Annotated in this window: 12 protein-coding genes and 1 pseudogene; 6 read left to right on the top strand and 7 right to left on the bottom strand. The window is 64.3% G+C overall.

The window, feature by feature from the left end; translation table 11 throughout:
• The coding region (locus EN780_RS39740; RefSeq protein ID WP_210215040.1) for a hypothetical protein at window positions 1-319 on the bottom strand (319 nt) is incomplete at its 3' end.
• Window positions 320-379: 60 nt separating this feature from the next.
• Here EN780_RS39740 and EN780_RS14210 point away from each other — a divergent pair.
• Window positions 380-1,582: an aromatic ring-hydroxylating dioxygenase subunit alpha gene (locus EN780_RS14210; RefSeq protein ID WP_128274374.1), complete on the top strand. Its 1,203-nt coding sequence runs from the start codon at window positions 380-382 to the stop codon at window positions 1,580-1,582.
• A 269-nt stretch (window positions 1,583-1,851) separates the two neighbouring features.
• Here EN780_RS14210 and EN780_RS14205 read toward each other — a convergent pair whose 3' ends face one another.
• Window positions 1,852-3,270, bottom strand: a complete 1,419-nt coding sequence (locus tag EN780_RS14205; RefSeq protein WP_128274372.1) for an aminotransferase — start codon at window positions 3,268-3,270, stop codon at window positions 1,852-1,854.
• 314 nt (window positions 3,271-3,584) lie between these two features.
• On the opposite strand from EN780_RS14205, the gene EN780_RS14200 reads away from it, so the two are divergent.
• Genes EN780_RS14200 through EN780_RS14190 form a run of 3 tightly spaced genes read left to right on the top strand, consistent with a single transcriptional unit; the run spans window position 3,585 to window position 6,452 of the window.
• The gene (locus EN780_RS14200) at window positions 3,585-4,502 is read left to right on the top strand and encodes an ABC transporter permease (RefSeq protein ID WP_128274370.1); all 918 of its coding nucleotides are present in this window, start codon (window positions 3,585-3,587) and stop codon (window positions 4,500-4,502) included.
• On the top strand, window positions 4,499-5,323 hold the full coding sequence (locus tag EN780_RS14195; protein ID WP_128274368.1) for an ABC transporter permease: 825 nt from the start codon (window positions 4,499-4,501) through the stop codon (window positions 5,321-5,323). The genes EN780_RS14200 and EN780_RS14195 overlap by 4 nt, the downstream gene beginning before the upstream one ends.
• Before the next feature lie 55 nt (window positions 5,324-5,378).
• Window positions 5,379-6,452, top strand: a complete 1,074-nt coding sequence (locus EN780_RS14190; RefSeq protein WP_128274376.1) for an ABC transporter ATP-binding protein — start codon at window positions 5,379-5,381, stop codon at window positions 6,450-6,452.
• On the opposite strand, the gene EN780_RS14185 is transcribed toward EN780_RS14190, so the two are convergent.
• The 5 genes from EN780_RS14185 to EN780_RS14165 form a co-directional block, all read right to left on the bottom strand.
• A complete protein-coding gene (locus EN780_RS14185; protein ID WP_189556551.1) occupies window positions 6,416-7,726 on the bottom strand; it encodes a flavin monoamine oxidase family protein in 1,311 nt (436 codons plus the stop codon). The genes EN780_RS14190 and EN780_RS14185 overlap by 37 nt on opposite strands.
• Window positions 7,723-8,799, bottom strand: a complete 1,077-nt coding sequence (locus EN780_RS14180; RefSeq protein WP_189556548.1) for an extracellular solute-binding protein — start codon at window positions 8,797-8,799, stop codon at window positions 7,723-7,725. The genes EN780_RS14185 and EN780_RS14180 overlap by 4 nt, the downstream gene beginning before the upstream one ends.
• A 113-nt stretch (window positions 8,800-8,912) precedes the next feature.
• Window positions 8,913-9,995 (bottom strand): ABC transporter substrate-binding protein, encoded by a 1,083-nt coding sequence (locus tag EN780_RS14175; protein ID WP_127312148.1) that lies wholly within the window; start codon window positions 9,993-9,995, stop codon window positions 8,913-8,915.
• A gap of 53 nt (window positions 9,996-10,048) precedes the next feature.
• Entirely contained in the window at window positions 10,049-10,735 is a 687-nt protein-coding gene (betI, locus tag EN780_RS14170; RefSeq protein ID WP_128274362.1) for a transcriptional regulator BetI, read from the bottom strand.
• 6 nt (window positions 10,736-10,741) lie between these two features.
• Window positions 10,742-11,536, bottom strand: coding sequence for a methyltransferase domain-containing protein (locus EN780_RS14165; RefSeq protein WP_128274359.1), 795 nt, complete (start codon window positions 11,534-11,536; stop codon window positions 10,742-10,744).
• A gap of 198 nt (window positions 11,537-11,734) precedes the next feature.
• Between EN780_RS14165 and EN780_RS14160 the strand changes: the two are divergent.
• Together EN780_RS14160 and EN780_RS14155 are read left to right on the top strand one after the other, a co-directional pair.
• Window positions 11,735-13,355 (top strand): annotated as a pseudogene (locus tag EN780_RS14160) (NAD(P)/FAD-dependent oxidoreductase).
• Window positions 13,342-13,900: NAD(P)-binding protein (locus tag EN780_RS14155; RefSeq protein ID WP_133372617.1), on the top strand; the 559-nt coding region annotated here is incomplete at its 3' end. The pseudogene EN780_RS14160 and the gene EN780_RS14155, both read left to right, overlap by 14 nt.

The raw sequence follows: 13,900 nt of genomic DNA, 5'->3' as shown, positions 1-13,900 counted from the left end.
GGCATATTCGGTCATGCGCCGATTTTCGTGTTCCTTTGCGATGCTGTTCCATAAGCGAGACCTGAAAGAGCGACATCACAAGCCGGAGCAATGCGCCGACGCGACGTTCCGGACTATGAGCAACCTCACACTTTGCGAACGAAATCGAGTCGCCGGGGAGTTGCCGTTTTCGCGGCCCGGCCTGCCTCAACCCGGACGCGCGGTGCCGGTGTCCGGAACCCCAGTTAACGCCCGGATTTTCCGCGATTTTTCCCTGCCAGACGGACTGAATATCGGCGCAGGCATTGCGCCGCGAAACTTCCACATTTTCGCAAACCATTGCATTTCAATGGAAAATATGTTTATATTGAATGAGCATTCAACAAAAGAAGAGCCTTCCATGAACCCGCATCTGCGTGACGTGGCGATCCCCAACGATTGGGACCGGCGGGGTTTGCCGGGCTGGAGCTATCACTCCAACGCCCTTCTCGAACTCGAGAAGGAATACATCTTCCGCAACCATTGGCAGATCGCCGGACATGTCTCCGACGTGCCCAATCCCGGCGACTATCTGACCATGGATGTCATCGGCGAGCGGGCGCTGATCGTGCGCGGCAAGGACGGCGTCGTGCGCGCCTTCAACAACATGTGCCGCCATCGCGGCAGCCGCGTCGTCGCTGACAGCCAAGGCACCTGCAAGAACGCGCTTGTGTGCCCGTTCCACGGCTGGGTCTACAATCTCGACGGCACGCTGCGCGGTGCTGCTCGCCCGCGCTCTTTCCCCGACCTCGACAAGACCGAGTTCGGCCTGATGCCGCTCGACCTCGAAATCTGGATGGGCTTCATCTTCATCCGCTTCCGCAAGGGCGGGCCGCAGCCTTCGGTGGCGGAGCTCTTGAAGCCGATCGAGGCCGAGATGGCTCATTACAACGTCGCCGAGATGGTGCCGTCCTGGGGCATCTGGACGCAAAAGTCGCCGGTCAACTGGAAGTCGGTGCGCGACGTCGACAACGAAGGCTATCACGTCGCCATGGCGCATCCGGCGCTGCAGGATCTCTATGGCGCGACCTATTTCGACGAGCCCTTCGTCAACGGCGTGTCGCGCTCCTTCGCCTCCTACAACCCGCATGCCGGACGGCGCTGGAGCGTGCGCGAATACATCAAGCTCGCGCCCGACGCCTCGCACCTGCCGGAGCACCTGCGCAAGGCCTGGATCTATTACGGCATCTTCCCCAACAACGCGCTGTCGATCATGCCGGAATCCGTGCAGTTCTATCAGGAGTTCCCGCTGTCGACCGGCGAGACGCTGCTGCGCGGCGCGATCTATCGTTACAAGGACGAGACCAGGGAGCAGGCCGCCGCGCGCTACCTAGCCTACCGCATCGACCGCGACACCATGAACGAGGACGTCCAGCTCTCGGTGTGGTCGAACGAATCCATGCTGTCGGAAGCGTTCGGAGGGTTTTATCTCTCCGACCTCGAATATGGCGTGCGCACCCACCACGACCATCTGCGCAGGCAGGTCCCCGTGCTCGGCCTGGAGGCGGCCCCGGAGGAAAAGGACATGTGGGCGCTGAACGACGCGTTGCGGTCGAGAGGGTAGAACCTCTCTTCCTTCTCCCCGTTACACGGGGAGAAGGTGCCCGAAGGGCGGATGAGGGGCGGCACCAACGCCTTATGATTAGCTTGCTCGCAACCTCAAGGTTGATCGTCAAACTGAAGGTCGTAAGCTGGCGCTGCACGGCGCTGGGCCAGGACGGTTATGATTTCAGGCAGATGAGGTCCTGAACCGCAGCCAATCGCCAATGTCGGCGCCGCCCCTCATCCGCCTGCCGGCACCTTCTCCCCGTGAAACGGGGAGAAGGAAGAAAATCACCCCCGCCAGACGCCCTCTTTCCTGAGATCGTCCATCGTGCGTGAAATGCCTTCGCGCAGGATCGCCACCATGTCGTCGATCTGTTCGCGCGAAATGATCAGCGGCGGCGACATCACGCACATGTTGATCAGCGGCCGGACCAGCAGGCCAAGCTCGTGGCAATGCGCGTCGATGCGTTTTCCGACGTCCTTGTCGAGCTGCAGCGGATTCCTGCTTTCCCGATCGGCGACGCATTCGATGCAGGCCATCAGCCCCATGCCGCGCACCTCGCCGACCAGCGGCAGTTCCTCCAGCGTCTTCAGCCTCGCCTGGAAATAGGGCGCGACCTCGCGCGCGTGCGCCAGCACGCCCTCTTCCAGCAGGTCGAGGTTCTTCAGCGCCACCGCGCAGCCGATCGGATGGCTGGTGTAGGTGAGGCCATGGCCGAACAGCGCGTCCGGATGGTTGGAGCGCCGCAGCTGCTCCAGCAGCCGTTCCGAGATGATGACGCCGCCGAGCGGGAAATAGCCCGAGGTGACGCCCTTGGCGAAGGTGATCATATCCGGGTCGATGCCGAACACGTCGCCGGAGGCAAAGACGTGCCCGAGCCTGCCGAAGCCGGTCACCACCTCGTCCGAAACATAGAGGATGTCGTTGTCGCGGCAGATCTCGCGGATGCGCTGGAGATAGCCTTCCGGCGGCACGATCACGCCGCCGGAAGCCTGCACCGGCTCGCCGACGAAGGCGCCGATCCTCTCGGCGCCGACGCGGGCGATGGTGTCGCGGAACTGACTGACCAGGAAATCGGTGAAGGCAGCAGGGCTCATCTCCTTCGGCCGCCGGAACGGGTCGGGCGAGGAAAGCTTGACCACCAGCTCGTCGGCGCCGTCCATCCAGTCGCGGTCGCGCGGACGGCCATTGAGCGAGGCCGACAGATAGGTCGAGCCGTGATAGGCGCCGCCACGGCTGAGGATCAGCTTCTTCTCAGGCCGTCCCCGCACATTGTTGTAGAACTGCATGAAGCGCAGCGCCGTCTCCACCGCGGACGAGCCGCCGGTGGTGAAGAAGACATGGCTGAGCTCGCGTGGCGCATGGCCGGCGATGCGCCAGGCGAGTTCCGCCGACGGCGCATTCATCGTGTACCACGGCGTGTTGTAGGAGAGCGCCATCGCCTGGTCGTACATCACCCGCGCCAGCTCCTCGCGGCGGTGGCCGACATTGAGGCACCACATGCCGGCCGGCCCGTCGATCAGCCGCTTGCCGGACGCGTCGGTGATGTAGATGCCGTCGCCCTCGCCGATCAGCGCGCGCGCCTCGGCACCGACCGAGCCGGCATACGGCCAAGGCTGGACGAGGTGGCGCTTGGCCAACTCCACGGCATCGTCATCGCCGGCCTCGTTGCCTTCCCGCGCCCTGATCTCCCTTGCAGCCGCCATAATCGCCTCGTGTGGTGTGGGCCCTTCGGTGGACACAGAATGACGCGACAAGTCCCGGAAAATCGGTCTTTCTTCACTTCATTTTGAATGTCCGTTCAATCAATATTGCAGAAATAGCGCTTGATTTCAATTGGCGGATGCGCTCATGATGAAAGAAAGCCGGCAAGCCAGGGCGCGGCCAGCAAGACGGGTCACCGGTTTGCATTGGGTCGCGCTACAAGGACAAATGGGAACAAGCCGCCGGGCCTGAGAGATGGGAGCCACATGGCGGAATTGTTCGTGCCAGCAAGCGAAATCACGCCCGGAGCGCTGCAATGACGGCGGCTGCCGAAGGGTCGCCTCCGCTGCGCATGACGCAGGTCAGGCGAAGTGCCCTTCTGCAGTCGGAACCCGTCCAGGGCTTTGCCCTGATCAGTCCCACCTTCCTCTATGCCCTCATCCTGCTGGTGCTGCCGATCCTGGTGGTCTTTGCCCACTCCTTCTGGACGCAGAACTACCTCACCATCGACCACACCTTCACGCTGGAGAATTACCGCGTCGCGCTCACCGAGCCGATCTATCGCGATCTGTTATGGCGCTCGCTCTACATTTCGCTGACGGTCAGCGTGCTCACCGTGATCCTCGCCTACCCGATCGCCTATTTCATTTCCTTCCATGGCGGTCGTCACAAGAGCCTGTGGCTGTTCCTCATCACCATCCCGTTCTGGACCAGCTACCTGCTACGGGTCATGTCGTGGAAGGTGATCCTCGGCTACAACGGCGTCTTGAATTCCGGCCTGATGGGTCTCGGCATCATCGATGAGCCGTCGACGGCGCTGCTCTACAATTCGAGCGCCGTCATCATCACGCTGACCCATGCCTGGGCGACCTTCGCCATCCTGCCGATCTTCGTTTCGCTGGAGAAGGTCGACCGTACGCTGGTCGAGGCTGCGACGGATCTCGGCGACGGCCCGCTGCGCTCGTTCCTGCGCGTGACGCTGCCGCTGTCGACGCCGGGGGTCATCTCGGCGATGCTCGTCGTCATGATCCCGACGGTCGGCGACTATGTCACGCCGAAGCTGGTCGGCGGCAAGGACGGCGTCATGATCGCCAACGCCATCCAGGCGCAGTTCGGCAAGGCGTCGAACTGGCCGCTGGGCGCCGCGCTCTCGGTCACCACCATGGTGATCGTGACGCTGATGGCGGGCGCCACGGTGCTGATCATCCGCGCCGCGCAGAGGCTGGCTCGATGATGGCGATCAAACGCTTGCTCCCAGGCGGCTGGCTCTCCGCCTATGCCTTCCTCTATGTCGCCTTCCTCTATCTGCCGGTGATCTTCCTGCCGATCTTCTCGATCAACACGGCAGCGACGCCGAAATTCCCGCTCTCGGGCGTCACGCTCAAATGGTACGAGGACCTGCCGCGCACGCCGGCGCTAATCGACGCCACGTGGAACAGCCTGATCGTCGGCGTCTCCGCTTCGGTGCTGTCGACCGTGCTTGGCATCCTGGCCGCCCGCTCGATCACCCGCTATCGCTATCCCGGACGGCGCGCCATCAACGGCCTGATCATGGCGCCGCTGGTGCTGCCTGAGGTCATCGTCGCCATCTCGATGCTGCTGGTGATGCTGCAGCTGGGCCTCAGCCTGTCGCTGTTCACCGTCGTGCTCGGCCATGTGCTGGTCTGCATACCCTATTCGATGACGGTGCTGACCTCCGGCTTCGAGGGCTTCGACCGCAGCCTGGAGGAAGCCTCCGCCGATCTCGGCGAGAGCGCCTTCGGCACCTTCCGGCGGGTGACGCTGCCGATGGTGATGCCGGCGATCATCTCCAGCCTGCTCGTCTGCTTCACCATCTCGCTCGACGAGTTCATCATCGCCTTCTTCCTGACCGGTACCGAGGCGACGCTGCCCATCTACATCTGGGGCCAGCTGCGTTTCGCGGCCAAGCTGCCGGGTGTGCTGGCGCTGGGCACGCTGCTGCTCTTCGCCTCGTTCCTGCTGATGACCATTGCCGAGATCCTGCGCCGCCGCGCGGCCAGCCGCACCCGGAACGAGGGAGACCTCTATGCCTGAATTGTCCCTGGCCGAACGGCCGCGCCAGGCCGAGCGACCCCAATCCGAGCGAGCCATGATCGAGATCCGCGACGTCACCCGCAGCTACGGCGCCTTCAAGGCGCTGGACGATGCCTCGCTGACCATCAAGGAAGGCGAGTTCTTCTCGCTGCTTGGTCCCTCGGGCTGCGGCAAGACCACGCTCTTGCGCATGATCGCCGGCTTCGACAATCCGACCAGCGGCTCGATCGCCGTCGGCGGCCAGCCGATGGATGGCATCCCCGCCAATCGGCGGCCCACCAACATGGTATTCCAGAGCTATGCGATCTTCCCGCATCTCAACGTCGAGCAGAACGTCGCCTACGGGCTGAAGCGGCTGAAGCTGCAAGGCGACGAGGAACGACGCCGCGTCGAGGAGGCGCTGGCGCAGGTCTCGCTGACCGGCCTCGGCAAGCGCGGCGCCACCGAACTTTCCGGCGGCCAGCGCCAGCGCGTGGCGCTCGCCCGCGCGCTGGTCATGCGTCCCAAGGTGCTCTTGCTCGACGAGCCGCTCTCGGCGCTGGACAAGAAACTGCGCGAGCAGATGCAGGTCGAGCTGCGCCGTCTGCAGCAGGCGGTCGGCATCACCTTCGTGCTGGTCACCCACGACCAGTATGAGGCGCTGGCCATGTCGGATCGCATCGCCGTGATGTTCGGCGGCAAGATCGCGCAGGTCGCCTCGCCGAAGGAAATCTACCAGCGGCCGGTCAACCGCCAGGTTGCCGACTTCCTCGGCGGCATGAACTTCGTCAGGGCCGAAATCGTCGAGGAGAACGGCGCCTCGCTGGTACTCGACACGCTGGGCTTTGGGCGTGTGAAGACAGACAAGCCGAAGGCCTTCGTCCGCAATGGCGACGCGGCCACGCTCGGCATCCGGCCGGAACGGCTGCGCGTGCTGTGGGACAATGCGACGGCGAAATTCGAGGTTGCCGGCAAGGTGGTCGAGCGCCACTATTTCGGCGAGATCACCCACCTGATCGTCGAGATCCCCGGACTGGAAAAGCCGCTCTCGGTGACCGAGACCAACGATTTCGGCGCCGACGACATCCCGGTCGGCGCGCCGATCCGCCTTGCCTACGATCCCGAGGCCCTGGTGGCGATGGCGGACTGAAGGCTAGCCAGGATCTTTCCGGCGGCGATGCGCCCGGCCACGATCGCGCCTTCGACATAGGCGGGGAACGACGGCGACACCTCCGACGAGGCGAAATGCACCGGCGGCGCGCCGGCGAGGATCGTGCGCTCGGCATTCCGCGCCGTCGCATCGACAATGAGGTCGCTATAACCACCGCCGCTCCAGTGGTCATCCGTCCAGTCGCGCTGGTAGAAGTCGAGGATGTCGGCCGCCTCCGGACCGAGCGCATCCACGAGCTTGGCGGTGACTTCGGCGCGCAGCGCCGCGGCGCCCAGCTTGCGGCAGCGCAGCGCCAGCGGGCCGCCGATGAAGACGACCAGCGCCGCATGCCCTGCATCCTTGCTGGCATCGCAGGCAAACAGGCCCGGCATGTCGCGCCACATCACCATGCCGCTCAGGTACCGATCGCGCCAGAACGGCTTGCGGTAACGGACCAGGATCTTGACCACGGCGCCGCTTTCCCAGACGCCAAGCGCCTTCGCCAGCTTCGTCGGCAGGACGGGCGCGAAATCGAGCTTCGCGGCCGTCGCTGGCGGAACCGCAACCAACGCTTGGCGCGCCTCGATCGTACCGCCGGCCGTGGTGACGCGAACGCCTTGCGGCCCGTGCTCGACCCGCGTCACCGGTTCGTTCAATCGCAACCGGTCGCCGAGATCGCCGGCCAGATCCTCGGCCAGCGACTGCATGGTCTCGCGCAGAAAGTATTGCAGCTCCGGCACCTCGTTGGTGATGCGGCGATCATTGTCGATCAGATACCAGAGCGGCACCTTCTCCAACGCCAGGCACCAGAGACCCTCGATCATCGAGCGGAAGGCCGCCTTCGCGTCGGCGGTGTCCTTCTGGTGTTCGAGCCAGTCGGCGACGGTCAGCCCGGCAATTGCCGGATCATCCGGCTCGATCCCGTTCAGCCGGTCGCGGATCGCCATCGCCGCGACATAGGTCCGCTCCGCCTGGGCGGCCGACATCGGCGGATGGGTGATGAAATCGCCATCGACATAGGTCTCGACGAATGTCTTGCCGCGCGCCCTGGCCAGCGCCATCAGCTCCGGCATGTCCTCGCACAGGAACTGGCCGCCACTATCGATCCGTTCGCCGAGCCCGTTCAGGATGGCCTCGACCCGCCCGCCGACCCGGTCACGCGCTTCGAGAAGCAGGAAATCGACGCCGGCGCGCTTCAGTTCGAGCGCCGCCGTCAGGCCGGTGAGGCCGCCGCCGACGATGACGACCTCGGTTCTTTCGACTGCTGTCGTCAATAGCCGGCCTTGATCTTCTCGAACTCGGCCACCATCCGCTGCTTCAGCTCCGGCGCCACCGGCTGCTGGAACAGCGTCTTGTCGAGGAACTTGTCCAGATTGTCGAAGCCGCGCTCGGCCAGGATCTTGTGGTCGAGCGCCGCCATGCCGGCGGCGTTGCCGTGACCGTAGCCGAAGGTCTTGACCAGATAGTCCGATACGCCGGACGCGTTGACGGCGCTGAGGAAATCATAGGCCTGGTCGAGCTTGCCCGGCGCGTCCTTCATCAGCACGTAGCCGCACACCCAGGTCGACAGGCCTTCCTTGGTGTCGCGGTTCATCTCGATCGGCATGCCCTGGCCCTTGAGCGTCACATAGGTCTCGTTCCAGCCCCAGACCAGATCCACCTCGTTGCCGGTGAAGGCCTGGTTGAGGTCGGTGTCGTCGGTCCAGTAGAAGCGCACATTCTTGTGCACCTGGCGCAGGAAGTCGGACGCCTCCCTGAACTCGGCATCCGTCATCTTGGTCCAGTCCTTCAATCCGATCACCAGGCTCGCCAGCGCATAGGCGTCGTCGACATTGTCGCCGATGGTGACACGCCCCTTGAACTTCGGATCGGCGAAGATCCTGAGCGATTGCGCTTCTTGCGCCGTCACCTTGTCGGTGCGGTAGAGCAGCGAGGTGTTGCCCCAGTCGAAAGGCATGAACCAGGCCTTGCCGTCGGCTGTGGTGGCGAGATCCTTCATCGCCATGATGCCAGGGTTGAGGTCCTTCCAGCCGGCGATGCGGCTGGTGTCGAGCGGCTGCAGCAGGCCTGCCTCGCGCCATTTCACCACGCTTTGCGAGCAGGGATGCGCGATATCGGCCTTGAAGCCGGCGCGCATCTTCTCGAACGCCTCGTCCTCGTCGCCGAAGAATGAGAAGGTCGGTTCGGCGCCGTATTTCGCCGCGTAGCCGGAATGCAGCAGCGGGTCCTCATAGCCCGACCAGTCGAAGACGACGAGATCGCCGCCGCCCTCCGCAAGCGCGTAGGCCACGCCGGCTCCGACCGTGCAGGCGGCGGCGAGAGCAAGGCGGCGAAGCATGGAATTCATGACGCGAAACTCCCCCATCGTGAGCAGGCAAGGCGAGGTTAGGAGAATTCCCTGGCTTTGGCGAGCCCGTCCGCCGGCCGCGCCGGCAAGCGGACGGTACACTGGAACCGATGTCAGTAACCGGCTTTGATCTTCTCGAACTCGGCGATCATCTTGAGCTTGAGCGCGGAAGGCACCGGCGACTGGAACAGCGTCTTGTCGACGAATTTCTGCACGTCGTCGTAGCCCTTTTCCTTCAGGACGGCCTGGTCGACGCCGGCCATGCCCTTGGCGTTGGCCTGACCGTAGCCCCAGTCCTTGACCAGCACCTTGGCGACGTCCGGATCGTTGATCGCATTGAGATAGTCATAGGCTTTGTCGACATTGTCCGGCGCATCCTTGAACAGCACATAGCCGCACACCCAGGTCGAGATGCCTTCGGCGGTATCCTTCTTGGATTTGATCGGCGCGCCGGCCGCGGCCGACTGCACCGTCGCATCGTTCCATGCCCAGGCGAGATCGACCTCGCCGCCGCTCAGGAGCTGCACGATGTCGGTGGTGTCGGTCCAGTAGGAGCGGATATTCTTGTGCACCTGGCGCAGGAAGTCGGACGCCTGCTTGAACTGGTCGTCCGTCATCATGGTCCAGTCCTTGAGCCCGATGGCAAGGCTCGCCAGCGCATAGGCATCGTCGACATTGTCGCCGATCGAGACCTTGCCCTTGAACTTCGGATCGGCGAAGGCCTTCAGCGACTGCACGTCCTTCTCGTCGACCTTGTCGGAATTGTAGGTGAGCTGGGTGTTGCCCCAGTCCCACGGCATGAACCAGGCCTTGCCGTCGGCGGTGGTGGCGAGATCCTTCATCGCCATGATGCCGGGATTGAGGTCCTTCCAGCCCGTGATCTTCGACGTATCGAGCGGCTGCAGCAGGCCGGCCTCGCGCCACTTCACCACGCTTTGCGAACAGGGGTGGCCAAGATCGGACTTGAAGCCGGAGCGCACCTTTTCGAAGGCCTCGTCTTCGTCGCCGAAGAAGGCAAAGGTCGGCGAATCGCCGTTCTTCTCGACATATTTCGGATGGAAGCTCGGGTCCTCGTAACCCGACCAGTCGAAGACGATCAGGTCCTTGTCGGCGGCAACCGCCAGCGCCGCCGCGGAAGCGGCGAGCACACCGGTCAGGGCCAGGGTCAGCGTCAGGCGTCGGCTCAGGGTTCTCATTGCTGTTCCATCCTCCTTGTCGTTTCCGCCGGCTCGGTCGGCCGGCTTTCTTCTCACTGGTAGTGTCTGGGAAAGGCCGCCGCCAGGAACGCGTTGGCCGCCTGCAGCGCGGTCTCGCGAGTGGTGTCCTCTGTCCCCATCATCAGCCGCAGCCACAGTCCCTCGAGCATGGCGCTGAGCGCCAGCGCTATGACCTGGGGGTCATAAGAGTAGCCACCGCTCTCCTTGAGCGTCGCACAGAGATCGACGAAGACCTGCTGGTAGTAATTGTCGCGCGAACTGCTGAGCGCCTGGTAAGTCGGCCGCGACTTGGCCTCGCCCCAGAAGGCCAGCCATGCCGCGAGCTTTCGCTTGTTGCAGATCGAGCGGTCGAAGTCGGCCCACACCAGCAGCTGCAGCTGCCTTGCCGGATCATCGCCAGCCTTCTGCAGGGCCGCGCGCCAGTGCGCTGAATACTCGTCATACATGTGCTTCAGCGTGGCGATCAGCAGCTTTTCCTTGCTCTCGAAATGGAAGTTGACGATGCCGCGCGACAGGCCGGCGCCGTCGGCGACATCGGCCATCGTCGTCTCCGCGTAGCCGCGCTTGGCAAGCGAATCGATCGTCGCCTCGATCAGTTGCAGTTGCCTGACCTCCTTCGAGGCCTTGCGGCCGCGCTTTTCGGCGTCGCCCTTTGGTGACGGTTCGGGGACAATATCCCTGGCCTCTGCAGTCTTCATGAGCGTCACGGTCTCCAGCATCGCCGGCTATCCAACCGGCTTCCAACCGCGCAGATGAGTGGGACGGTGCTCACCACTGTCAAGCACCTTCTGCATCGCCTCCCAGGTATGGATGTTCTTGTCGACATAGGCGGCACCCACCACGGCGGCGACGGGCCAATAAAGCGGCCCCTCGAGCCGCGCCAGCTCTTCGCGCGCCACGTCGCGATACCAGGGATTGCGGTCGCGCACGGCGATGTCGGCAAAGCCCGCCCGGCGCATCGCCTTCGCATAGCGCGCCGGCGAGGCCATGGTGAAGGACAGGCCTTCGGCTGCGACATAGGCCTTCATGTCCGGCGACGGCTCGCCGTCATGCGCAATCATCCAGTTCGACGCGGCGAAGACGCCACCCGGCTTCAGCACGCGAAAGATCTCGGCGAACAGCGCGTCCTTGTCGGGCACGTGCAGCAGCGCATCCTTGGAGAAGACGACATCGAAGGATGCGTCAGCGAAGGGAAGCGGACCGGGCGGCGCCTGGACGAAGCTGACGCGCGCGCCGAGAGCTCTCGCGGCTGCCCGTTGCCTCGCGGCCTCGATGACGGGCCCTTCGACATCGAAGCCGGTCGCATGCGCCGCACCGTGGCGCTTGACCAGATGCAGCGTGATGCCGCCGGCGCCGCAGCCGATGTCGAGGACCGTCTTGCCCTTCAGCGACAGGCCTTCGACCACCCGGTCGACCTCCTCGGGCCCGCCCGGCGACAGATAGCCCTCGCCCCAGAGCGCCTCCAGGAAGCGGATGGCGGTGTCGTCGTACTCCGGCTCGGCGTCCGCCGTTTCGATCATCGGATCTCAACCCAAGATTTCGAAAGTGGCCAGTTCCAATTGCCCGCAAAGCCTAGCGCATAAACAGGAAAACGCAACACCATTTGTTGAACATTCATTCAAAATGGCTGGACAGAAATCCTTGATCCGTGCCAAATTCGACGCATCGGGGAACAGACCACACAAAAAGAAGGGCAGCCGGATGGAGGTTGAGCGCACATGAAGGCGTGGGATGCGATCGTCATCGGCGGCGGCCACAACGGCCTGGTCAATGCCTGTTACCTGCAGCGCGCCGGACTCGACGTGCTGGTCGTCGAGAAGAACGACTGGGTCGGGGGCGCGGCCACCAGCCGCGAGCTGACGCCGGGCTTCCTCTATTCGAACTGTTCCTACGTCTGTTCGCTGTTTCGGCCCGAGATCATGCGCGACCTGGAGCTGCCGCGCTTCGGCCTGCAGGTGATCTCCTATGAAGGCGGCGCGGTGTTCACACGCGACGGCGACTATCTCGCCAACTATCGCGACCACGACGCCCATCGCCGCGAGTTCGCCCGCTTCTCCAGGCGCGACGCCGAGGCCTATGACCGCTATTCGCGCGACGTGACGCGGCAATGCCGCTTCATCCAGCCGCTCTTGATGCGCACCGCGCCCGACCCGACCAGCTTCAAGCCGCGCGACCTCGGCGAATTGCTCTATCTGGGGAAGAAGTTCGCAGGTCTTTCGGCCGAGGAGATGGCGCTGACCTTGCGCTTCTGGACGATGTCGATCTCGGACTTCCTCGACGAGTATTTCGAGACCGACGTCATCAAGGCTAACTTCGCGCTGTCCGGCATCATCGGCACCGCGCTCGGGTCGAAGTCGCCGGGCACGGCCTACGTGCTGCTGCACCACTATATGGGCGAGGTCGACGGCTCGGTCGGCGCCTGGGGCTATGCGCGCGGCGGCATGGGCGCCGTCACCAGGGCGCTGGCCGCGTCCTTCAGGGCCTCCGGCGGCACCATCCGCACCGGCGCCGAGGTCGATCATGTGCTGGTCAGGAACGGCAAGGCCAAGGGCGTCGTGCTCGCCGGCGGCGAGGAGATCTACGGCAAGCTCGTCATCTCCAACGCCGACGTCAAGCGCACCTTCCTGAAGCTGGTCGAGGAAAAGGAACTGCCCGACATCTTCCTGCGCCGTGTCAGGAACTTCAAGATCCGCGGCTCCTCCGGCAAGGTCAACATCGCGCTGGATTCGCTGCCCGAATTCCCGGCCCTGCCCAAGGATTCGCCGGTCTATCGCGCCGACATGCACTTCACCGATTCCATCGAGCGCATGGAGCGCGCCTATGACGACTGGAAGGCCGGTCGCTGGTCGGCCGACCCCTTCCTCGACATGATGATCCCGACCACGCTCGACCCGACCATGGCGCCGCCGGGAAAACATTTCATGAGCTGCTTCGTGCAATACGCGCCGCCGAAGATTGACGGCCGCGACTGGACCGACGCCGACCGCGACGGCTTCGCCGAAAGCGTGATTTCGCAGATCGCCGCATATTCGCCCGGCTTCCGCGACCGCATCGTCCATATGGAGGTGCGCACGCCGCGCGAGATCGAGGCCGAGGTCGGCCTCACCGAAGGCAACATCTTCCAGGGCGAACTGACCTTCGACCAATTGCTTTTCAACCGCCCGGTGCCTGGCTACGCGCAATACCGCTCGCCGGTGGGCGGGCTCTACATGTGCGGCTCCTCCACCCATCCGGGCGGCGGCGTCATGGGCGCGCCCGGACGCAACGCCGCCGCCGAGATCCTGCGCGACTCTTGCCAAGCCAACCTCACATATGAGCCCGGCCCATGACGTCATCTGAAGTGGATTGGGATGCCATCGTCATCGGCGGCGGCCACAACGGCCTCGTCGCCGCCGCCACGCTGGCGAAATCGGGCCGCAAGGTGCTGCTGCTCGAAGCCGGCAGTGATCTCGGCGGCGCCGCCCGCACCGAGGAATTTGCGCCTGGCTTCCGTGTCTCCGCGGTCGCCCACCTGCTCAACCGCCTGCATCCCGATGTGGTGAAGACGCTGGAGCTGGAGCGCCACGGCCTCAAGGTCGAGCGCGCCGATTTCGTGCCTTCGGTGGCGCTGTCGAAGGACGGCTCGCTGGTGCTGCACGGCGCCTATGGCGAGGTGCTGACGGGCGCCAGCCCCACCGAGCAATCCGCCTGGAAGGAACTGCGCGCGCAACTGCTGCGATATGCCGGCGTGCTGAAGCCCTTCCTGTCGCGCCGGCCGCCGGATCTTGCCGGCATGTCGATCGCCGAGATGACCGGCCTCGGCCAGACCGCGCTGGCGCTGAAGCGGCTCGGCAAGGAGGACATGCGCGACTTCCTGCGCGTGCTTTTGATGAATGTCTATGACC

It is taken from the genome of Mesorhizobium sp. M4B.F.Ca.ET.089.01.1.1 (assembly GCF_004022605.1).
Lineage (GTDB): Bacteria > Pseudomonadota > Alphaproteobacteria > Rhizobiales > Rhizobiaceae > Mesorhizobium > Mesorhizobium abyssinicae.
Note: the sequence above shows the minus strand (reverse complement) of the source record. Positions and strands in the feature narration are given on the sequence as shown.

Bases quoted from the DNA above. Each gene is read 5' to 3' on its own strand.
- EN780_RS14205 (WP_128274372.1), bottom strand. From the start codon at position 3,270: ATGGCGGCTGCAAGGGAGATCAGGGCGCGGGAAGGCAACGAGGCCGGC.
- betI (WP_128274362.1), bottom strand. From the start codon at position 10,735: ATGCTGGAGACCGTGACGCTCATGAAGACTGCAGAGGCCAGGGATATT.
- EN780_RS14190 (WP_128274376.1), top strand. From the start codon at position 5,379: ATGATCGAGATCCGCGACGTCACCCGCAGCTACGGCGCCTTCAAGGCG.
- EN780_RS14195 (WP_128274368.1), top strand. From the start codon at position 4,499: ATGATGGCGATCAAACGCTTGCTCCCAGGCGGCTGGCTCTCCGCCTAT.
- EN780_RS14210 (WP_128274374.1), top strand. From the start codon at position 380: ATGAACCCGCATCTGCGTGACGTGGCGATCCCCAACGATTGGGACCGG.
- EN780_RS14200 (WP_128274370.1), top strand. From the start codon at position 3,585: ATGACGGCGGCTGCCGAAGGGTCGCCTCCGCTGCGCATGACGCAGGTC.
- EN780_RS14180 (WP_189556548.1), bottom strand. From the start codon at position 8,799: ATGAATTCCATGCTTCGCCGCCTTGCTCTCGCCGCCGCCTGCACGGTC.
- EN780_RS14165 (WP_128274359.1), bottom strand. From the start codon at position 11,536: ATGATCGAAACGGCGGACGCCGAGCCGGAGTACGACGACACCGCCATC.
- EN780_RS14175 (WP_127312148.1), bottom strand. From the start codon at position 9,995: ATGAGAACCCTGAGCCGACGCCTGACGCTGACCCTGGCCCTGACCGGT.